20 protein-coding genes, 1 tRNA gene and 1 pseudogene are annotated in these 21,383 nt (G+C 46.6%); 9 read left to right on the top strand and 13 right to left on the bottom strand.

Annotation, left to right across the window (positions count from 1 at the left end):
* Window positions 1-187: 187 nt before the first annotated feature.
* Together K941_RS0106775 and ccoS are read right to left on the bottom strand one after the other, a co-directional pair.
* On the bottom strand, window positions 188-1,024 hold the full coding sequence (locus K941_RS0106775) for a sulfite exporter TauE/SafE family protein (RefSeq protein ID WP_029103020.1): 837 nt from the start codon (window positions 1,022-1,024) through the stop codon (window positions 188-190).
* Window positions 1,021-1,233 (bottom strand): cbb3-type cytochrome oxidase assembly protein CcoS, encoded by a 213-nt coding sequence (gene ccoS / locus K941_RS15010; protein WP_036387736.1) that lies wholly within the window; start codon window positions 1,231-1,233, stop codon window positions 1,021-1,023. The genes K941_RS0106775 and ccoS overlap by 4 nt, the downstream gene beginning before the upstream one ends.
* 531 nt (window positions 1,234-1,764) lie before the next feature.
* On the opposite strand from ccoS, the gene K941_RS15005 reads away from it, so the two are divergent.
* The 5 genes and pseudogenes from K941_RS15005 (at window position 1,765) to mscL (ending at window position 8,201) form a co-directional block, all read left to right on the top strand.
* The gene (locus tag K941_RS15005; RefSeq protein ID WP_036387734.1) at window positions 1,765-3,195 is read left to right on the top strand and encodes a C13 family peptidase; all 1,431 of its coding nucleotides are present in this window, start codon (window positions 1,765-1,767) and stop codon (window positions 3,193-3,195) included.
* A gap of 26 nt (window positions 3,196-3,221) precedes the next feature.
* The gene (locus tag K941_RS0106755; protein ID WP_029103019.1) at window positions 3,222-3,956 is read left to right on the top strand and encodes a pyridoxine 5'-phosphate synthase; all 735 of its coding nucleotides are present in this window, start codon (window positions 3,222-3,224) and stop codon (window positions 3,954-3,956) included.
* 249 nt (window positions 3,957-4,205) lie between these two features.
* Window positions 4,206-5,453: an OmpA family protein gene (locus K941_RS0106750; RefSeq protein ID WP_029103018.1), complete on the top strand. Its 1,248-nt coding sequence runs from the start codon at window positions 4,206-4,208 to the stop codon at window positions 5,451-5,453.
* 161 nt (window positions 5,454-5,614) lie between these two features.
* Window positions 5,615-7,462 carry a translational GTPase TypA gene (gene typA, locus K941_RS0106745; protein ID WP_029103017.1) on the top strand — a complete coding sequence of 616 codons (1,848 nt, stop codon included), beginning with the start codon at window positions 5,615-5,617 and terminating at the stop codon, window positions 7,460-7,462.
* 312 nt (window positions 7,463-7,774) lie between these two features.
* Window positions 7,775-8,201: pseudogene (mscL, locus tag K941_RS15000) on the top strand (large conductance mechanosensitive channel protein MscL).
* A gap of 158 nt (window positions 8,202-8,359) precedes the next feature.
* On the opposite strand, the gene rlmD reads toward mscL, so the two are convergent.
* Complete coding sequence (rlmD, locus tag K941_RS14995; RefSeq protein WP_051225932.1) at window positions 8,360-9,781, bottom strand: 23S rRNA (uracil(1939)-C(5))-methyltransferase RlmD; 1,422 nt, start codon at window positions 9,779-9,781, stop codon at window positions 8,360-8,362.
* Between the two features lie 231 nt (window positions 9,782-10,012).
* Here rlmD and K941_RS17080 point away from each other — a divergent pair, with 231 nt between their 5' ends.
* The 3 genes from K941_RS17080 (at window position 10,013) to K941_RS0106715 (ending at window position 10,831) form a co-directional block, all read left to right on the top strand.
* Complete coding sequence (locus K941_RS17080; protein WP_156892308.1) at window positions 10,013-10,162, top strand: hypothetical protein; 150 nt, start codon at window positions 10,013-10,015, stop codon at window positions 10,160-10,162.
* A complete protein-coding gene (locus K941_RS0106720; protein WP_029103016.1) occupies window positions 10,159-10,710 on the top strand; it encodes a hypothetical protein in 552 nt (183 codons plus the stop codon). Before K941_RS17080 ends, K941_RS0106720 begins: the two co-directional genes overlap by 4 nt.
* Before the next feature lie 36 nt (window positions 10,711-10,746).
* A tRNA-Leu gene (locus K941_RS0106715) sits at window positions 10,747-10,831 on the top strand.
* A gap of 538 nt (window positions 10,832-11,369) precedes the next feature.
* Here the strand turns inward: K941_RS0106715 and nqrF are convergent.
* The 8 genes from nqrF to K941_RS0106670 all read right to left on the bottom strand — a co-directional run bounded on the left by nqrF (window position 11,370) and on the right by K941_RS0106670 (window position 19,184).
* The gene (gene nqrF, locus K941_RS0106705; protein ID WP_029103014.1) at window positions 11,370-12,602 is read right to left on the bottom strand and encodes an NADH:ubiquinone reductase (Na(+)-transporting) subunit F; all 1,233 of its coding nucleotides are present in this window, start codon (window positions 12,600-12,602) and stop codon (window positions 11,370-11,372) included.
* Window positions 12,603-12,611: 9 nt separating this feature from the next.
* Window positions 12,612-13,220 (bottom strand): NADH:ubiquinone reductase (Na(+)-transporting) subunit E, encoded by a 609-nt coding sequence (nqrE, locus tag K941_RS0106700; RefSeq protein WP_029103013.1) that lies wholly within the window; start codon window positions 13,218-13,220, stop codon window positions 12,612-12,614.
* On the bottom strand, window positions 13,220-13,879 hold the full coding sequence (locus K941_RS0106695) for an NADH:ubiquinone reductase (Na(+)-transporting) subunit D (protein WP_029103012.1): 660 nt from the start codon (window positions 13,877-13,879) through the stop codon (window positions 13,220-13,222). The genes nqrE and K941_RS0106695 overlap by 1 nt, the downstream gene beginning before the upstream one ends.
* A gap of 2 nt (window positions 13,880-13,881) precedes the next feature.
* Window positions 13,882-14,688 carry a Na(+)-translocating NADH-quinone reductase subunit C gene (locus tag K941_RS0106690; protein WP_029103011.1) on the bottom strand — a complete coding sequence of 269 codons (807 nt, stop codon included), beginning with the start codon at window positions 14,686-14,688 and terminating at the stop codon, window positions 13,882-13,884.
* Window positions 14,672-15,922, bottom strand: a complete 1,251-nt coding sequence (locus K941_RS0106685; RefSeq protein WP_029103010.1) for an NADH:ubiquinone reductase (Na(+)-transporting) subunit B — start codon at window positions 15,920-15,922, stop codon at window positions 14,672-14,674. The genes K941_RS0106690 and K941_RS0106685 overlap by 17 nt, the downstream gene beginning before the upstream one ends.
* Before the next feature lie 3 nt (window positions 15,923-15,925).
* On the bottom strand, window positions 15,926-17,266 hold the full coding sequence (locus tag K941_RS0106680; RefSeq protein WP_029103009.1) for a Na(+)-translocating NADH-quinone reductase subunit A: 1,341 nt from the start codon (window positions 17,264-17,266) through the stop codon (window positions 15,926-15,928).
* 422 nt (window positions 17,267-17,688) lie between these two features.
* Window positions 17,689-18,135 (bottom strand): hypothetical protein, encoded by a 447-nt coding sequence (locus K941_RS0106675; protein ID WP_029103008.1) that lies wholly within the window; start codon window positions 18,133-18,135, stop codon window positions 17,689-17,691.
* Between the two features lie 83 nt (window positions 18,136-18,218).
* Window positions 18,219-19,184 (bottom strand): DUF3025 domain-containing protein, encoded by a 966-nt coding sequence (locus K941_RS0106670; RefSeq protein ID WP_228130379.1) that lies wholly within the window; start codon window positions 19,182-19,184, stop codon window positions 18,219-18,221.
* Window positions 19,185-19,270: 86 nt separating this feature from the next.
* Between K941_RS0106670 and K941_RS0106665 the strand changes: the two genes are divergently transcribed.
* Window positions 19,271-19,618 (top strand): outer membrane protein assembly factor BamE, encoded by a 348-nt coding sequence (locus K941_RS0106665; RefSeq protein WP_112742774.1) that lies wholly within the window; start codon window positions 19,271-19,273, stop codon window positions 19,616-19,618.
* A gap of 276 nt (window positions 19,619-19,894) precedes the next feature.
* On the opposite strand, the gene K941_RS14990 is transcribed toward K941_RS0106665, so the two are convergent.
* Both K941_RS14990 and K941_RS0106655 read right to left on the bottom strand, forming a co-directional pair.
* Window positions 19,895-20,242: an RnfH family protein gene (locus tag K941_RS14990; protein ID WP_051225931.1), complete on the bottom strand. Its 348-nt coding sequence runs from the start codon at window positions 20,240-20,242 to the stop codon at window positions 19,895-19,897.
* Window positions 20,230-21,375: a hypothetical protein gene (locus K941_RS0106655; RefSeq protein WP_228130377.1), complete on the bottom strand. Its 1,146-nt coding sequence runs from the start codon at window positions 21,373-21,375 to the stop codon at window positions 20,230-20,232. The genes K941_RS14990 and K941_RS0106655 overlap by 13 nt, the downstream gene beginning before the upstream one ends.
* Window positions 21,376-21,383: the final 8 nt, after the last annotated feature.

Below are 21,383 nucleotides of genomic sequence, written 5' to 3'. Positions count from 1 at the left end.
AATCAAAAATTTTTCAGGTTAAAAAGGTTGGTAATGAGAATAAGTAGTGATTGATAATGGGGTGTGGTTTGTTGTACACCCAATGAATTCGATATTTGCTATAGGTTTTGGGGGTTGGCTTTGCGTGTCCATAAAAATATCCGCCCAATCATATCAAAGCCCCATGACGGGGCTTTGATGATGGCATTTAATGATGGTGGTCATGGCTGTGCTGATGCCCATGGTCATGATGATGTTCATGCCCTGCATGAGTGTCTTGGCTCATTTGATGATTGTGTTCGTGGTGCTGTTCACCGTGTGCATGACCATGATTGCTATGCCCGCCATGATGATGACCGTGCATGAGATGCATGATGGTGGGCGAGAGCATGACAGACAGCCCCGAGATGAGCATAACAGCTCCACTAAATTTACGCAGGTTAAAGGCTTTAACCTTTTGTTGTAGCCATGACAGTGCCGCCCCCGTCATGATAAGCATGGGCAACGTACCAAGCCCAAAGGCGAGCATGAACAGCACGCCCATGATGGGTTCATGCCCTGCCGCCGCCACACTCATCGCCATGACCAGTGCCCCATAGACCAGACCGCAGGGCAATAGCCCCCACAGCAGACCTGCCCCCAAAGCCTTAGGCAAGCTGTCCATGGGCAGTACCTTCTGGCGGACAGGGGCAAGGCGATTCCACAGACCCAGTCCCACTTTTTCAAGGCGATTTAAAATGGGTAGACCAAGCATGAGCAAAGAGGCAAAAATGATGGCAAGCCCAAGCACAATGCGTGGCAGGGTGTTATCGGTCATGAGCGGAGCAAGCACGCTCTCGCCAATGAGGGTGGCAATCAGCCCAAGAGCTATATAGCTTATCAAACGTCCTGCATGATAGGTTGCGATAAGCATTCCACGCTTTTGGGGGCTTAGGTTTTTCATCGAAATGCCAAAAGCAGTCACAATGCCCCCACACATGCCCATGCAGTGTGGCGACCCTAAAAAGCCCATGGCAAGGGCAGGTACTAATAGAGCGATACTCATGCGTTATCCTTGTGGTGTTGGTTATTTTGGTTTGCCTGGCGAGCGTGATTTAGGGTGTCACGGCGGGCTTGACGGTCGTCTAAGATGATTTGGTCGGGGGCGTTGTCTAAGTCTTCAAACTGGTTGGATTTGACCGCATACACAATCGCCCAAATCGCCACAACGAACAACATAAGACTTAGTGGAATGAGTAGGTAGATACTGACCATGTCATCTCTTTTATAAAAGGTGTTAAAGGTAGAAAGGTGTAAATTCACTCTTGGTTAATGGCGTATTTATTGATAAATTTGGATAAAGGGAAAATGCCCCAGTGCCAACCAATCAACACAAACCAAGATAGGGGTAATATTCTAACATATTTATCCGTTTTGGCGGTTAAGTTTTTTAAAAATCCACAAAAAATTTATGGTTTTTGAGCAAGTACACCCAACCAACTTGATATTTATCACGGGTTTGTAGGGGTGTGCTGAGCACACCCTTTGATGATATTACTATACAAGGCGTGCTCAGCACGCCCCTACGTCCACACATCATTGTATTTGTAGTAATTTTAAAGTTTCTTGGGTGTATAACTTTTTCTAAAAATAAACTCTGCTGATTTAACGAATGAACGTCAGTCATTTCGTCATTGATAAACAGTAATGCACCAAATTTTTATAAAACCACTTGCCACAACCGTAAATTTTTGCGAAAATAAGCCAATTTAACTTTTTTGTTCTACATCGATAAAGAGTCGCCATTTGTCACTAGAATCCCTAAAAATCCAATCCCTGCCAAGATTTTCCCTAAACTTTGCCGCTAACATCGTCGCTGCCTTGTGGATGTTGGTGGGGTCGGTGCGTGCCTTTAATTGGGTCAAGCCCACGTTTGGGCAGTTTGTGCTGTTTGCTCTGTTGGCGTTGGCGGTCAATATCTTATTGGCGTGGCTGACGGCAAATTTTGGTAGCGACTTTAACGAGCAAGGGCTGATTAGCTATCTGATTTGGCCGACCATCATGCTCATTGCAGGGATTTTGCTCGCCAAGCGTACGCTGAACTACTCACTGCTGTTTGTGCCTGTGATTTTGTGGTTGGTGGCAGATACGCTACTGATTTTGGTGCAAAGTGGCATGCAGTTTTTAAGCTTGCAAAACTGGCTACCAAATTGGATGTATCGCATTTTGCCTGATTTGTTCGTGGCACTGTTTGTGTGGCAGACGGCGGCACTACTGTTGATTTTCGCCAAACGCTTGCACTGGCAGTGGTGGGAGCGAGTCATCATGATGGTAGGGGCGATTGCCCTGTTGGTGGTTTGGCAAAAAAACGTGGCAGACCAACCCATTTTTAAGGTAAAAAACCAAAACCCAACCATCAGCGAGACTGCCTTTTACGCCCAGCCGATGATTTTGGCAGACCATTTGGCAAACATTGAAAAGTCGGAGACAGGCGAGACCGACTGGTACTTTATGGGTGTGGCAGGATATAGCGAGTTGGATGTCTTTACCAATGAAATAGAGCAGGCAAAACAGCTGTTTGATGTGCGTTTTGGCACAAAGGGCAAATCAATTGCACTCATCAATAACCCAAACACATGGCAGTCTGACCCCATCGCCACTAAGACCAGTATTCACGAGACTCTCCAAACCATCGGCAAGCAGATGAATGCCGATGAAGACGTGCTGTTTTTGACGTTAAGCTCACACGGGGCGGTGGATGAGAGCGGTCAGATTTTGGGGGATTTGGTGCTGGATAATCCGCCACTGGATTTGGACGACATTGACCCTGTGTGGCTCAAAGAGACACTGGACGCATCGGGTATTCGTTGGCGGGTGATTGTCGTCTCATCGTGCTACTCGGGTGCGTTTATTGAGAGTTTGGCATCACCGACCACGCTCATCATCACCGCATCGGCTGCCGATAGGGCGTCTTTTGGGTGTAGTCATAACGCCGATTTGAGTTATTTTGGGCGGGCGTTTTTTGCCGAAGGCTTGCGTGGCGATAAAAACACTTTTGATAACGCCTACGCCTACACCAAAAAGCGGGTGGGCGAGCTAGAAGCACTCTTGGGTTTTACGCCATCACAGCCACAGATGTATGTTGGCAGTCTCATGAAAACGGCACTGCCCGAGCTTGAGCAAGCGCTTTTTGACAACAGCCAAGAGCCGACCATGCCAGCAGATGGCAAGCCCTAACATATGCGACATATTAAGGAAAAACTATGAAAACTCCCCGACTTGGTGTCAATATTGACCACATTGCCACACTTCGTAACGCCCGTGGCGTGGATTATCCGTGTCCTGTCAAAGGGGCGGTGGTGTGTGAGCAGGCAGGGGCGGACGGCATTACTCTGCACCTGCGTGAAGACCGCCGTCATATCAAGGACGCTGACGTCTATGCCATGAAAAAAGCGATTGGCATTCCGATGAACCTAGAAATGGCGGTAACGGACGAGATGCTTGCCATTGCCCGTGATGTCCGCCCTCAGTGGGCGTGCCTTGTCCCCGAAAAACGCCAAGAGGTGACGACCGAAGGTGGGCTTGATGTCATCAATAATGACAAATTACCTAGCTTTATCAAAGACCTGCAAAATGTCGGTATCAAAGTATCGCTTTTTATAGACCCTGATACCGCCCAGATTGACAGAGCGATAGAGCTTGGGGTAGATGCCATTGAGATTCACACAGGGGCGTATGCCGAGCGTTGCCTTGAAAATAACCAAGACAAAATCACCCATGAGCTAGACCGTGTCAAAATGGCGGTGGCATTTGCTTTATCCAAGCACCCGAGCTTTTTGGTAAACGCAGGACATGGCTTGACGGTGGATAATGTCGCCCCCATTGCCCAAATTGACGGCATTCATGAATTAAACATCGGGCATAGTATCATTGCTGATAGCGTGTTTGTGGGGCTAGATAAAGCGGTAAAAAACATGAGACAAGCATTCTCTGATTAATCGTTATTGCCATTTATCGCTAAAAGCCCCAATTTTATTGTAAAAGTTGGCAACTTTTATGTAATAAACTGTATTTTTTATCAAAAAAAGGTTGTCAAATTCTTATTTTGCCGTTAAGCTATCTTCATCTGTCAGAAAGCTGAATTATTTTTGTAATTTGTATTGAAAAATATTTCCGCTTAATGTTAGAATAGACAGTGATAGTCTAAGTGTGTTTGACTTTACCAAAACCGTCCTTTGGAGGAATTTATGAAACTTAATAAAATTACTTTGGCATTGGTTGCCGCTGCTGCTACCGCTGCATCTGCTGGCGTAACCGTAACCCCACTAGTTGGTTATCAATACCAAGACGAAGCTCACAAAGAGCAACGCGGTGTCTTTAAAACTGATCAGCGATTAAACACTGCAAACCCTAAGGCATCTACCAACCCATCTAATGGTGGCGTCTCTCTTGAAAGCGACCTATATACTGGTTTAGCTTTAGGTGTGGAACTTACCCCATCTACTCAATTCCAAGTAGAATATGGCGTAACTGATACTGATGCAAGAGCTTCAAAAGCTTCTGCCAATGCTCATCCTAGAAACGTATTTGACGCCAAAGAAGAAATCATCTCTGGTAACTTCCTAATCGGCACTGAGCAATTCTCAGGCTACACTAACAATAAATTCAAGCCTTATGTGCTTATCGGTGCAGGTCAAGCCAAATATAAAGTAGAAAGCCGTGAACAACTTCGTGATGGCACTCCAGCTGGCACAGAAGTATCTGAGTCAAAAGACACCATCGGTAACCTAGGTCTAGGTGCTCGTTACCTAATCAACGACGCTCTAGCTCTACGTGGTGAAGCTCGTGCCGTTCACAACTTTGACAACGCATGGTGGGAAGGTCAAGCCCTAGCAGGTCTTGAAGTGACTCTAGGTGGTCGTTTGGCACCTACCGTACCTGTGGCACCTATTCATGAGCCAGTGGTTCAACCTGTACAAGTACAAGTTGTTGAAGAGCAGTTCATTGACAGCGATGGTGATGGTGTTGCTGACCATCTAGACCTATGCCCAGATACCCCACGTAACTTGCGTGTTGATGCTAATGGTTGCCCTGTAATAGACGTGGTGGGTGAAGACCTACGCATGGAACTTCGTGTATTCTTTGACCGTGACAAGTCAAACATCAAACCACAGTTCCGTGAAGAAGTTGCTAAAGTTGCTGACAAGATGCGTGAGTTCCCGAACGCAACCGCTGCCATCGAAGGTCACGCTTCTAAAGACAGCAAGCGTTCAAGCGCTAAGTACAACCAACGCCTATCTGAAGCTCGTGCGAATGCTGTGAAGTCTATGCTATCTAACGAGTTCGGTATCGCTCCTAACCGTATCTCTGCGGTAGGTTATGGCTTTGACCGTCCTGTAGCACCTAACGATACTGCTGAAAACAAAGCACTTAACCGCCGTGTTTATGCAGTTATCCAAGGTAACAAGGTAACTGAAGTGCCACAAACCAAATAATCTTCTGATTATTCAAAAACCATCCAAAGTGATTTGGGTGGTTTTTTATTTTCTAAAACTTGGCATTTTATATTATTATTGGTCAAATCCATGCTATAATAGACGGCTTTTGTGTAAGTTCTTAATTTGCACTCCATTTTTATTTAAAATTTTGAGATTTTATGTCAAACAATATCCAACATCTACGCAATATTGCCATTATTGCCCACGTTGACCACGGTAAAACAACCTTGGTTGATAAACTTTTACAACAATCAGGCGCCTTGGGTGAGCGAGCGGGCGAGATTGAACGAGTCATGGACTCAAACGCCCTAGAAAGTGAGCGTGGTATTACCATTCTTGCCAAAAACACCGCCATCAAATGGATGGACAAACGCACCAACACCGAATACCGCATTAACATCGTGGACACCCCCGGACACGCCGACTTTGGTGGTGAGGTGGAGCGTGTGTTATCTATGGTGGACTGTGTGCTACTGCTTGTAGATAGCCAAGAAGGCCCCATGCCACAGACTCGCTTTGTCACCCAAAAGGCGTTTGCCCGTGGTTTAAAGCCGATTGTGATTATCAACAAAATTGATAAACCTGCTGCCCGTGCCGATTGGGTAATCGACCAAGTGTTTGATTTGTTTGATAATCTAGGCGGTACAGACGAACAGCTTGATTTTCCCATCGTTTATGCCTCAGGCATTAACGGCATTGCAGGGCTGTCGCCCGATGAGCTTGCTCCCGACATGACACCATTGTTTGAGACCATTGTGGACATCGTTGAACCACCAAAAGTGGACGTGGACGGTGCATTCCAAATGCAAATTTCAAGCCTTGACTATAACAGCTTTGTGGGTGTGATTGGCGTGGGGCGTATTCAACGTGGCTCTATCAAGACCAACACGCCTGTGGTGGTCGTGGATAAAGACGGCAACAAGCGTAACGGTCGTATCCTAAAAATCATGGGTTATCATGGACTTGAACGTGTGGACGTGGAGTCTGCCCAAGCTGGCGACATCGTCTGCGTGACAGGTATTGACAATCTTAACATCTCGGACACCATTTGCGACCCCAAAGAAGTTGAGGCTTTGCCGGCATTGTCAGTAGATGAGCCGACCGTATCGATGACGTTCCAAGTCAATGACAGCCCATTTGCAGGGCGTGAGGGTAAATTTGTCACGTCTCGTAACATTCGTGAACGCCTAGACCGTGAGCTTATTCACAACGTTGCCTTGCGTGTTGAGGATACCGACAGCCCAGACCGCTTTAAGGTGTCGGGTCGTGGTGAGCTACATTTATCTGTCTTGATTGAGAACATGAGACGTGAGGGCTTTGAGCTTGGCGTGTCTCGCCCTGAGGTTATCATCAAAGAGATTGATGGTGTGATGTGTGAGCCGTACGAGAACGTAACTTTTGATGTAGAAGAGCAACATCAAGGGGCGGTCATGGAACAGATGGGTAACCGCAAAGGCGAACTGACCAACATGGAGGTGGATGGTAAAGGTCGTATCCGTATCGAGGCGACCGTGCCATCTCGTGGGCTTATCGGTTTTCGCTCGGAGTTCTTGACCATGACATCTGGCACGGGTATCATGACATCAAGTTTTAGCCATTATGGTGAGATGAAAGAGGGTGCGGTTGCCAAACGTCAAAATGGCGTACTGATTTCTATGGTAACGGGTACTTGCCTAGGTTATGCTTTGTTTAGCTTGCAGGAGCGTGGGCGACTGTTTGCCAAACCACAGCTTGAAGTCTATGAAGGCATGATTGTGGGTATCAACTCTCGTGGCGATGACATGGTGGTAAACCCAACCAAAGCCAAACAGCTCACCAATATCCGTGCGTCAGGCTCGGACGATGCCATTATTTTGACCCCTGCGTTGGAGTACAGCTTGGAGCAGGCACTTGAATTTATTGAAGATGATGAGCTTGTGGAAGTTACGCCAAAATCTATTCGTATCCGCAAAAAGTATCTGACCGAAAATGACCGTAAGCGTTTTGGTCGCAAAAAGGATGCTTAATTGACAAAAATGATGTCATTATTTAATTCTGGTAGTAGTCTAAAAAGTATGCCAAACTAGGTTTTCCGTTCGCCCTGAGCTATGCCTACGGGTAGGAAGACCGTTATGGGCAGACATAGCTCGCCACGAACGGTTTTCTTTGTAGCATACTTTTTAAACCAAAGCCAATATTCTAAATAGATATTTTAAAAATAAATGGTATCTTATCCGTCAATTTGTTGATTTGGGGCAAGTCTTTGCATATTGCCCCAAATTTTGTTAGAGTATGAGAATAAGAATTATTTTTTATATTCTTTAAGTGTTGAGATTATTATGAGTATTATCCAAGAATTTAAAGAATTTGCCGTAAAGGCAATGTGATGGATTTGGCAGTTGGTGTCATCATCGGTGGGGCGTTTGGTAAGATTACCACCTCACTGGTTGATGATGTGATTATGCCTGTCATCTCTGCCGTTATTGGTGATGTGGATTTAGCAACATGCTTATCCCACTTGCCGAAGTGCCAGAGGGTACAGCGATGACTTATGTCGCTCTAAAAGAGGCGGGCGTACCCGTACTTGCATATGGTAACTTCATTACCATTTTGATTAACTTTATCATTTTGGCGTTCATTGTATTTATGCTAGTCAAAGGTATGAACAAAATGCGTAGACAAGCCGAAGCAGAGCCAGAAGCTCCTGCCGAGCCATCAGAAGAAGTATTGCTACTGCGTGAGATTAGCCAAAAGCTAAGCAAATAATTAGCATGTACCACATCCAAAAACCATCATCTGATAGATGATGGGTTTGTTGTTTTAATAGACTTCTTTTCAAACCCCGATTTTTATAGATTTTTAAAAGCTTCAAACCCAGTGTTTATAAGGATTTATTTTTTAGTTTGGAAAGAGATTTAATGGATTTAGAACATCTTTTCAAACCGCACAATACTCTCAACATGCCCCGTATGACAAAACATATCCATGATCCCTGCATGAGTCGCCCGATAGCCCTGCTCGGCAAGGCGGACGCTATCTCGGGCGAGCGTGGCAGGGTCGCATGAGACATAGACGATACGGCGGGTGTTAAATCGCCCCAGATAATCCATAACCTCCCACGCCCCTGTGCGTGGCGGGTCGATGAGTAGGGCATCCACCTGTCCTACCCACGGCTTGCCTGAAAAATCTTGGGTTAGGTCTTGGGTGAAAAATTCGGTGTTGGTAAGTCTGTTGTCTTTGGTATTCATCTTAGCGCGCATGACCATATCACGACCACCCTCCACGCCAATGACTTTGCCCATATCCCCCACGCATTTGGCAAGAGCCAGCGAAAAGTTACCCAGCCCACAAAACAAATCCAGCACCCGCTCGCCTTGTTTTAAATCAAGGAGCCGACAGGCAAGATTTACCATTTGCCGATTGACGGATAAATTAACCTGCGTAAAGTCGGTAGGGCTACTTTGTAAGGTCAAATTAAATTCAGGCAAATGATAAAACAGTCCGCCTGTCGGGGGTGTGGTGTGGCTCATGGGTAGTATCGCCTTGTCGGTGCTGTCAATGCGATAAATGCTATCTACCCCTTTGGGCTGTAAATAGATTTGCCAATTTGCCAATTTGCCAAAATGGATAAGTTTGGCGGTGTCGGCTTTGTTGATTGGCTTAGTGTGGCGGACGATAAGAGCCACGCTTGGCAAGTTGCCCATTTCTTTGTCCACACTCTCGCCCACGGCAATTTCTAGGTGGGTAATGCTGTCCTTGACTTTTAGCGTTTTTAAAAGCTGTTTTAAGTCATCTAATTTATCGCCCACACGCTGATCCAAAATCGGACAAGTGTCAATGTCTGTCAAAAAATTGCTTGCCCGCTCACGAAAGCCTACAATGAGTCTGCCTGTCTTGGGCAGATAACGCACGCCCAGACGAGCTTTGGTGCGATAATGCGTTCTGTCGCCCACGATTGGCGGCAGCCACGTGGCAGGGGTAATGCCTGATTTGGTAAGGTGGTTTTGTAGGACAGACTGTTTGTGCCGAATCTGCTTGTCCACGTTAAGATGTTGCAGGGTACAACCACCACACACCCCAAAATGCGGACAAATGGGAGCGGTGCGGTGAGGGCTTGGGGTCAGAACGCCCGAGCAGTCGGCTTCATCATAGCTTTTTTTGGATTTGGTAAGATGTGCCGTTACCGTCTCGGTGGGTAGGGCGTGGCTTATGAAGACTTTTTTGCCCGATTTGTCGCCATGCGTGTCGTCATAGGTTGCGATGCCACGTCCGTCATGGGTTAGGGCGGTGATGTGTAGGGTAATGGGTGTTTGGGTTTGCTCGAATTTGGGTAACTGGTGGGTCATGATTGCCTATTTTGTTGGGTATCATAAAAAGGGCATTATATCATTATTGTGGGTGGGCATTGGTATTTTTGGTGTTTGGCATTATAATAAGTAGGGTTTATTGATATTTATACCTAACAAACTTAATATTTACCACAGGCTTTGTAGGGGCGTGTTGCACACGCCCTTGATGATACTACACATCATAAATTTGCGGTAATTTTAAAGTTCTTCATCTATATGTGAAAAATTATGTGCCAATTATGTAACATCAACCCCTTTGTCATTCATGACGCCCTAGTCGATGAGCATGACAATACCAAGCCGTCTGCTGATGAAAAAAGCGATAATGAGAATCCCGACAGCGAGCAGGTTTACCCTGTATCAGGCGGTGCGTTGTGATTTTTGCCAGTCATGAGCCGTTTTTGCAGTCTAAGGCTCAGATGCTCATCATGCCCGTTAGTACAGACGGTAACATTGCCCACCCTGTCATCGCACGGTGCAAAGGCTTGTATGCCGACAACTACGAGCATTACCAAAAAAAGGCAATCGGGGGCGAGCTGTCGCTGGGCGATGCGATGGTGTTTCGTATCTCTAAGCAGACCACGGGGCTTGGCGTGCAGATGGGTGGGGCGGAGTATGTCGGTAGTCTTGTCATCCAAAAATTCCCCGAACAGCCCATCAGTGTGCGAATGCTCACTCGCTCCCTGACTGCCCTAAAACCACACGTTTATGAACTCATGCGATATAAAGGGCTAAGGCGTGTGGCGATACTGGGGTCGGCTCTGCTTGTCAAGAACGCCACCGCCCAAGAGGGCGGTACGGTAGAATGGCTCACCGCCGAGCATATCATGAACGTGTGCCAAGACGTGTTGGGGGACGTGCCAAAACTTACCGTCGAAGTGCATTTTGGGCGAGATATACCCCTATCTTTTGCAAAAAATGCTTGAAAATGGCGATGGCTTCGGCTATAATGCACACCACTTGCGAACGTGGTGGAATTGGTAGACACGCTATCTTGAGGGGGTAGTGCTTCACGGCGTGAGGGTTCAAGTCCCTCCGTTTGCACCAAATATTCCTTTAAAAATCAAAGGCTTAGTCTGTATAATAGGGCTAAGCCTTTTTTGTAGTTAAAATTGAGTTGTAAGGCTTTATTTGCAAGGGGTTGAGTGTACTCATGCAAATGTGGCATGACAAAGGTGAATTTGCAAGCAGTGACCACACAAAGCAAGAAAATAAGATTCTTAATTTCTATAATACGACTAAACTCCATTTATCTTTAAGTCAGAAAGATGAGATTACAGGAAAAACTTTGACTTTTACGCTTTATGAGTGGTTAGAAATTTATTTGGTAGTAGTCTAAAAAGTATGCCAAATTAGGTTTTCCGTTCGCCCTGAGCCTGTCGAAGGGTAGGAAGACCGTCATGGTTCGACAGGCTCACCACGAACGGTTTTCCTTGTAGCATACTTTTTGAACCAGAGCCATTTATTTTAGACAAAGCGTAAATAACTCTTGAGTTTCTTACAGCCTTAATGAGTTGTCATTATTATTTATCATTTATCAAAAAATCCGCCCCATGCAGAGCGGATTTTTTGCCAAGGTTGGCGATTAACCACCAAAGTCATCAAGCAAGATGTTTTCATCTTCTACGCCCAAGTCTTTGAGCATTTTGATGACGGCGGCGTTCATGACAGGAGGTCCACACATGTAGAATTCACAGTCTTCTGGGGCAGGGTGGTCTTTTAGGTAGTTTTCATACAGAACGTTGTGAATAAAGCCTGTATAGCCTTCCCAGTTATCCTCAGGTTGTGGGTCGGATAGGGCGACATGCCATTCAAAGTTGTCAAACTCAGCGGCCAGACCGTCATAATCTTCCACATAGAACATTTCACGCTTACTTCTGGCACCGTACCAAAAGCTGATTTTGCGGTCGGATTTTAGGCGTTTTAGCTGGTCAAAGATGTGCGAACGCATGGGAGCCATACCTGCACCGCCCCCAATGAATACCATTTCGGCCTTGGTGTCTTTGGCAAAGAACTCACCATAAGGACCAGACACGGTAATCTTATCCCCTGGTTTTAGGCTAAATACATACGATGACATTTTACCAGGTGGGATATTGTCAGGGCCTCGTGGTGGTGGGCTTGCGATACGAATGTTAAACTTGATGATGCCCTTTTCTTCAGGGTAGTTTGCCATAGAGTAGGCACGAATCACAGGCTCATCAACCTTGGACGTATAACGCCATAGGTTAAAGTTGTCCCAGTCTTCGTGGTATTCTTTGGCAATGTCAAAGTCTTTATAATGCACTTCGTGCGGTGGGGCTTCTAGCTGTACATAGCCACCTGCACGGAAAGGTACGACTTCGCCCTCAGGGATTTTAAGGGTAAGCTCTTTAATGAACGTTGCCACGTTATCATTAGAGATAACCTCACATTCCCATTTTTTAACATCAAAAAATTCAGGGTCAATCTCGATTTTCATGTCTTGCTTGACGGCAACTTGACACGCCAAACGCATACCTTTACGAATCTCGCCTTGGGTAAAATGACCTTCTTCGGTGGGTAGGATAGAACCACCACCGTCCAATACTTTACAACGACATTGACCGCAAGTACCACCGCCACCACAGGCTGACGACAAGAAAATGCCTTCGCCTGCAAGGGTCTGCAAGAGCTTGCCACCTGCGGCGGTTGTTACGTTGTTGTCGGGATTGTCGTTAATGTTAATTGTTACCTTGCCTGAGCTGACAAGGCGTGAGCGTGCCACCAAGATGACCACCACCAAACCCATGATGATGGCGGTAAACATGATGACACCACTGATTGCTGTACCAAACATGGTTTCTCCTTATAAGCTCATACCGCCGAATGACATAAAGCCAAGCGACATCAGTCCGACAGTGATAAAGGTAATGCCAAGACCACGAAGGGGGGCGGGTACGTCTGAGTATTTGAGCTTCTCACGAAGTCCTGCCAATGCCGTAATCGCCAATGCCCAACCAAAGCCAGAACCCACGCCATAGACGATAGATTCACCAAAGTTGTAATCACGTTCTACCATAAATAGCACGCCACCCATGATCGCACAGTTTACCGTGATAAGTGGCAAGAATACGCCTAGGGCGTTGTAGAGTGCTGGCATGAATTTGTCCAAAAACATCTCTAAGATTTGGACGGTTGCCGCAATCAGAGCGATATAGCTAAGTAGTCCCAAGAAAGACAGATCGGTATTTGGCATGCCTGCCCACGCCAATGCCCCGTCTTTTAGTAGGAATTGGTAAAGCAGGTTGTTTAGCGGAACAGTAACCGCCATAACAACAACGACCGCAACGCCCAGACCGATGGCGGTTGAGACTTTTTTGGAGACAGCGATGAACGTACACATACCCAAGAAAAAGGCAAGAGCCATGTTTTCAATGAATACGGACGTGATGAATAAACTGATATAGTGTCCCATTAGTGTGCCCCTCCCTTAGAATTTGGTGCGATGACAAACTCCGCAGGTTCTTGTTGCTCAGGTTTCCAGTAACGCACAATGGCGATGAACAGAGCGATGACAAAGAACGATGACGGTGGCAACAACAGCAAGCCGTTCGGGATATACCAACCGCCGTCTGTGGCTTTTTCTAAAAGCTGAATGCCAAACCAGCTACCGTTACCGATGATTTCACGGATACTTGCCACAAAAATCAGTACGGTTGAGTAGCCCAAGCCGTTACCAATACCGTCAATAAAACTTGGGATTGGTGGGTTGCTCATTGCGTAGGCTTCGGCACGACCCATAACGATACAGTTGGTGATGATAAGACCGATGAACGCACCTAACGATTTGGCGGTGTCATAGGCGACTGCTTTTAGGATTTGTTCAACCACAATAACTAATGACGCAATCACGACCATTTGTACGATGATACGAATCGATGACGGGATATTGTTACGAATGATTGAGATAAAAAAGCTAGAAAATGCCGTAACGAGCGTGAGTGCAATACACATGACAAGGGCGTTTTGCACGCTCGTGGTAACCGCCAATGCCGAACAAATACCAAGGATTTGCAGGGCAATGGGGTTGTTATTAAAAATCGGCGTGGTTAAAATCTTTTTGGTATCCGCCATGATTATGCTCCTTTACCGCCAGCTGTGCCAGCTTTTAGGTTGTCTAAAAACGGCTGATAACCGTCTTTGCCCAGCCAAAACTGAACCATGTTATGCACGCCACGACCTGTTAGGGTAGCACCGCTAATGCCGTTGACTTCGGTAGGTTTGGCAGTACCTGCCTTGGCAACACCCATAAGCACGTTGCCGTTGTCATCATGGGCTTTTTTGTCATGCCATTGGGCACGCCAAGGCTCTTCGGTGATACGAGAACCCAGACCGGGGGTTTCTTTGTGCTGATAGAAGTTTACGCCTTTAATGGTGTTAAAGTCCTTATCAAGGGTAAGCAGTCCATAGATTTGACCCCACAGACCCGCTCCATGAAAAGGCAGAACGAGCGTCTCAATCTCACCGCTTGCGTTTTTGGCGACATAGGCTTTACCGAATTTTGGCTTACCACCAATGGCAGCAATGTCGTTTTCAAGTGGTGTGCTAAGAGCAGGGGTGCGAGCGGCTTTGGCAATGTCATAGTTTGCCACGTCTGTGATACCTGCTTGGGTAGCTTCTTCTTCGGTGGCAAATTTGCCAGTTTCTAGATTGACAAGATGAACTTCAAACTCTTTAAAGCGTTCTGCCACAACAGAATTTGACTCAGTATTTGGGTCAAATCTGCCTGCGGCGATAAGGACGTTTTTGTTAAAATCTAGGGTGCTGTTGGCAGTTTGCTTGGGTTTTAGACCCACCGCAACGGCTGACACCATGACCGAACAGACAAGGCACAGCACCAAAGCGGTTACAAGGGTTGTAACGTTACTATTTTTGGCTGACATGAGCTAGTCTCCGTGCTGTTTGACGTTTGATGTTGGCTTGTTTGACAAAGTAGTCAAATAGCGGTGCAAATAAGTTGGCAAACAAAATGGCAAGCATGATACCTTCTGGGAAAGCAGGGTTTGCCACACGAATGGCAACCGTCATAAAGCCGATGAGTAAGCCATAGCACCAGCGACCTGTGTTGGTGTGGGCAGCTGATACTGGGTCTGTTGCCATAAAGACCGCACCAAACATAAAGCCACCGATGACCAAATGCCAATGGGGGGCAAGGCTCATCATTGGGTTGGTCTCAGAACCAATCATATTAAAGATAAAGGCAGTTACCACAAGACCGATGACCGCCCCTGCAATCACACGCCAGCTGGCAATTTTGGTGTACATGAGCACCGCGCCACCGATAAGAATGGCAAGGGTTGAGACTTCGCCGATAGAGCCTTGCATGTTGCCCAAAAAGGCTTGACCCCAAGAAATGGTATTGCCATAAGCGTCCACAAAGGCATTAGACGGCACACCTGAGGCAGCTTGACCTAGAGGGGTTGCACCGCTATAACCGTCCACGTTGTTTAGACCTTTAACGGCCGTCCACACCGCATCGCCTGACATATAGGCAGGGTAGGCAAAGTACAAGAACGCACGACCTGCCAACGCGGGGTTAAGAAAGTTCTTGCCCGTACCACCAAAGACTTCTTTTGCCACGACCACACCAAAGCTGATGCCTAGGGCAACTTGCCAAAGCGGAATGTCAGGCGGTAGCGATAGGGCAAATAGGACAGACGTAACGAAAAAGCCTTCGTTTACTTCGTGTCCACGCACCACGGCAAAGATAATCTCCCACAAGATACCGACCGCAAAGGTGACGATATAAATGGGCAAAAACTGCATCGCCCCATAGACTATACAAGCAAGAATGCTATTTGGGTCATAGCCGACCATGTCTGTGATGACAGTACGCCAGCCTGTTGGGTCAATGCCAAAATGCTGTATGGCACTCAAGGCTTGAAAGCCGACATTGTACATTCCCCAAAACATGACAGGAAAAGTACAGAGCCACACGGTAATCATCATCCGTTTTAGGTCGATACCATCACGGACGTGGGAGGCGCTGTATGTTTGTGAGCTTGGCTGACGAAAAAATGTGTCAAACATCTCAAAAACAGCATAGTATTTTTCGTATTTACCGCCTTTGGCAAAGGACGGCTCCATACGGTCAAAGATATTGTGAATAAATTTCATCGTTTAGCCTTCCTGCTCAATACGGGTCAAGTTATCACGCAAAATATCGCCAAACTCATATTTACCGGGCGATACAAAGGTGCAAAGTGCCAAGTCTTCTTCGTCAAGCTCTAACGCACCAAGCTCCACCGCTTCGACGATGTCGCCTACGATGAGCGAGCGAAGTAGCTGAGTGGGTAGGTAGTCTTGGGGCATGACGGTTTCAAACGAACCGATTGGCACCATGGCACGGGGTGAGCCGTTGGTACTTGTGGTAAAGGCGTATTTTTTGCCTTTAAAAAATTGAGAAATATAAATCGGTAGCGTTGAAAAACGGTTGGCACCTAAGGTAAAAAAGTGCATGGCAGGGCGTTCACGACCTTCGACCAGCACCGAGACTTGATTGTGAAAACGTCCAAGATACGCCACCGCACCGCTTGCCTTACGACCTGACAGCACCGACCCTGAGATGATACGGTTGTCATCGCCATTTAGCTCGCCATGGGTTAAAGCGTTCAAATCCGCCCCACGAGTGGTTTTGATAAGGCGTGGGTTTTTGACGACCGTACCAGCTAGGCTAATGGTGCGTTCGGTGTGAATCTTACCTGTGGTAAAGAGCTTACCAATGGCAATCACGTCTTGATAACCGATTGTCCACACGGTTACGCCACGAGCTAAGGGGTGCAAAAAGTGAATGTGTGTGCCTGCGTTACCAGCAGGATGAACGCCGTCAAAACCGTGATATTCAACACTACCTGAAACATTGGTGGCTTTGGTTGGGGCGGTTTTGCCATGACAAACAAGCGTTTTTGGCGATAGGACAGAGATGACGGCAAGACCACTGTTAAAATCATCAATATTGGCATTGATAATATCAGCAGGGTCGGCACTTAGGGGGTTGGTGTCGGTTGCGGTAACAAAAATCGCTGACGGCGTGCTGTCAAGTTCAGGGGTACGGCTAAAAGGACGGGTGCGAAACGCTGTCCATTCGCCAGCGTCATTGAGCTGTGATATCACTTCTTCACGAGATAGCTTGGCAAGGCTGTCTTTGGCGTGGGTTTTAAAGCCAATCTCATCGCCTTGGGCAACTTTAATGACGAGGCTCTCAAACACACGTCGCTCGCCACGGTTGATGGCGATGACCTTACCTGAGACGGGGGCGGTGTATTTGACCCCCAGACGCTTTTTGTCTTCAAACACCACCTGTCCTTTGGCGACTATATCGCCTTCCTTGACGTGCATGGTCGGACGCATACCGATATAATCATAACCGATAAGGGCGACATGAGTAGGTGTGTGCTCGCTAATTTCTTTGGTTGGCTCGCCTGTGATAGGCAAGTCCAACCCCTTTTTTATGGTAATCATAAGCGGATACTCACTCTGAGTGAAATGACCATACCAGACTCCTGTTGGTACACACGAGAGCTTTAACGCTGACCTTAAACTCCTTAACAACACGTTAATGCTTGTAGTTACAGTGGCGACTGGCTACCTGTTTTGATGAACGTTTAGGGCGTGTTAATTAAAATTTAGATGAATAAGACTCGACAAATCAAAACAAATCACTGTCTATGACTGGCAACATCATCACGTTTAACACGTCCTAACAATCGTTCTCTTGCCCAAATTGGGCATGAAGATTCTATCTATTATACGCTAAACTTTGATAAATTTACAGAAATTTTTGAGAAATATTAAGGGTAAACGGTTGATTGTCATGATGATGTCAAAAAGATGTGAGACAAGATGGGGCGTGATTTTACAAATGATAATTGTTTATAAAAATATCACCCAAAACGGAAAAAAGCCCCATTGATGACAAATGCCACGCTCCACACGCAGATAAGTAACACGTGAACACCCATGACTTTTAATGTATTGGCAGAATGCATGCCACTTTCTAGCTTTTTAACCACCCGAAAACGGGCGTGCAAGGCGGTAAGTATCGTCAAGATAAGCCATGTTAATTTACCATGCACAAGGGCGGTCAGCATGCCCATGTTTTGCCCCCAAAGTGCTGGGGGTAGCAGGGTTGTTAGCATATAAAAGCCTGTTACCACTTGCACGGCAAGGGCGGTCATGCCCAAGGGTTCATAGCTTTTTTCAAAGGCTAAAAATCCTGCCACGTCATTTTGGCGGATAAAATTGGGCATTAGGCGGATAAGCAGGTATAAATGCCCACCCACCCAAATGCTGGCTCCAAATAAATGTACAATCAAGGCAATTTTATACATGGTTTTTTCCAACATGGTTATATGAGTGTGATAAATGATTGGGTTTTTATAAAGTGGTTTTATTTTAAATTTATTTTAAAAAGCTATTTTCTCCGCCCTGCTCTAAATACAAAAGGGTCATCATAAAAGGCAGGGTTGGCATTATTCCAAAAATACGGCACGCCCAATATCGGCAAGGGATTTAATTGGCGTGGGGTAATATCATCTTTTAAAAAGTTATTTAAATAATCGGATAAGTGATTATCCAACATGGCTAATTGCTCGTTGAGTGATTTTTTAAAAAATGACGAATGAACTTTGATAATCACGGTATGACTGCATAAGGATTTGTAGGGGCTGATGAGTTGCTCCAATAATGCATGACCGAATATAAAGACTTTGGCTTTTTTGTCGTTATCGTTATTATCATGATAATCCGCCCAATATTGACGGTTATCCACCAAGCACGTTTGCCAATCAAAATTTTGTAATCCTGTCGCAATTTTATGACCAATCTCATCATCGGCGACAACAAGTATCGCCCCATTTTCATCAAATACGGTAATGGTATCTCGCACACGGTTGCGAGCATTGGCGGTGTGGTTGTCGCCCATGTGGGCGAGATGTTTGGCGTTCAATAGCGATTTGGTATGGGGAAAAACTGACCACACGCACGCCCCAAACCAGTCGTGCAGGTTATCACGGGTTGGAATTTTGTGGTGTTGCCCGATGTGGGTTTCGTACGCTGTGCCGTGTTCTAGGTCGTTTTGGTGGGTAAAGGCTAGGGGGCAGTTTTGGTAATTTTTTAGGGCAATATGATTGTCAGCAAAATAGCCATTTAACCACTCAAACAGTGGCAGGGCAGGGCGGTCGGCAAATGCCTGATGAATGGGCAAATACGGGGCAAGCCAAGGGGCGGACGGGTCAATGGTGGCAAAATCGTGCAAAAAGTCGTGTGAAAAATCGGACATGATGATATTAACAGGCGGTAGAATCATCGTGAGCATAGCATATTTTGTAAGCTTTGGGTAGTCGGCTTTTGGGGGTAGGGCGTTATAAAAAACTTGCATATTTTCGCACTTGCGTTTAATATGGCGATTATTTATAAAGATGAGAGTATATGATGACCCTATCGCAAACATTTGCCCCTAAATTCATGGCGTTGGCACTGGTCGGCACATTGGCATTGTCAGGCTGTTCGGTGTTTCGTGTGTATACCATTGATTTGCCCCAAGGCACGCCCATCACGTCCGCTCAGGCATCGCAGGTGCAAGTGGGCATGACCGCTGACCAAGTGACTTATCTGCTTGGTAGCCCTGCCATGAAAGACACGCTAAATCCGAACCGCTTTGACTATCTGTACGACTACACCGCAGGCACAGACGGCAAGCGAGCGGGCAAAAAAGACATCAAAAACGCCAGTCAGTACCTGTCTATCTTTTTTGAAAATGGGCGTGTGGTGCGTATCGCAGGGCGTGAGTCACTGCCAAGAAGAAATCAGTAATTAGGGCGTGCCTGCCCTTTATAACACAATTTGTAATTTAAAAATATTTTACAAATAAATCAATTGTTTTTCATCGTCAAAAACTTGACTGATAGAAAACTCACAGCCTTTGTTTTTTCCTTGAAAAATGTGCGATTCCCCTGCTTTTTTAAACAGGCATTTTTCATTGCAAATACAAAGGGCAAGTACACCCTAGTAAGCTGGATAAAAAATCAGGCAAAGTGGAGTGCTTTGCCTGATTTTTTATGTGGTTTTTAAAATTATTATCCGTAAAAGCTATAACGGGCGATAGCCGAGCTTTTTTAGGCGAACTTTGGATTTGGATTTGCGTCGTGCCATCGGGTCGTAGGATAAGGGGCGATAAATCTCCACCCTATCACCATCTGATAGCACCGTGTCTAGGCGTTTTTTTTGGCTATATATGCCGACATACCACGCCTTGTGGCTAGGGTCGGCAGTCATGTGCGTGTCGCACCACGCCCCAAAGTCGATAAAAGTCGGCAGACTCAGCCAGCCTGCATGGGCTAGGGCTTGGTATAGGGTTGTTCCGTGGGGCAGGATAAGTTCGTGATAGTAGTGCCTGTCCGCGTCTGCATACGCCAAAGCGATGTTTATTGTAGCCATTGCCCGACCCAGCCGATGAGTGCGATGATGATGGCAAGTGGTACGCCAATACGCACCAATACTCGCCAGATGTTATAACGCCCTTCACTTTTAAAGTTAAAAGTTTTGCGTAAATGGCTGATTTTCATCACAAAGCCAGAGAACACCGCCAAGATAACGACCGCCAAGAGACTGATGACGACCAGTGCCATTAGGGCGATGTTGGCAGGTAGGGTAGATAACAGCATGGCAAGCACGATACCAGCAGATACGCCCTTGATGAGTCCAAAGCGGATTTTGAGCTGACTGATGGCATAGTACACCAAGAAACTGGCGATGAACAGCATGCCCATACTCGTCACGGCAAAGGATGTTGGCGTGACAAAGGCACTGCCGACCATCAGAGCAAACGCCCCAAACACAAGCTGAGTAAGCCAGATGGGCAATATCAATCCCGATAAGGGCTTTTTGTTGTTCTTATCCACGACTTGTCGGGTCATGTCCACGCCCAAGAACCAGTACAGACCTGTACCCACGCCCACCGAGAGTAATGCCAAAGAGACCGCCCTTGCCCACTCGCCAAGCGATACAGATGTGATGGTTGGCACACTCACACCGCTAGCTAGGCCGCCATCAAAGAGCGAGATAAGCCCACCGATGATGACGATGATGACTCCGACCCCAAGTAGACGAGTTTTGAGCAGGCTTAGGATGAGTGCCACTATCATCGCCCCTGCACTAAGCCCAATGCTTGGCACACTAAGGTTGAGCTGGGGTAGGTGCTGATGAAGTCCTGCCCCAATGCGTGCGGTCATGGTCGCACTAATGAGTAGTGAGACCAACACCGACAGCCCTGCAAAGGCTCGCCATGTCATCTTGGCATCGGCTTCACGGGTAAGCTTTTGCATGCCAAGCCACACACCGTCGCCACTGCGAGCAGATAGGGCAAGCTCGGCAAATAACACGGGCAGACCCACCACGAGCATGGCAATCACCCACAACAGCCAAAAATCTAGCTCATGAGCTATGCTCGGGGCAATCTGATGGGCAAATAAGAGTGGTAAGGCACATGCCACAAAAAACACGGTATAACGAGATAACATAGCAAGCTCTGGCTGGGCGGTTAGGGATGGATAAGGGTAAGCAAAAACCAAATAGGGGC

Origin of the sequence: Moraxella caprae DSM 19149, from assembly GCF_000426885.1 — a bacterium.
GTDB classification, from domain to species: Bacteria; Pseudomonadota; Gammaproteobacteria; order Pseudomonadales; family Moraxellaceae; genus Moraxella; species Moraxella caprae.
The sequence above is the reverse complement of the archived record's forward strand: the minus strand, read 5'-3'. Positions and strand labels throughout refer to the sequence as shown.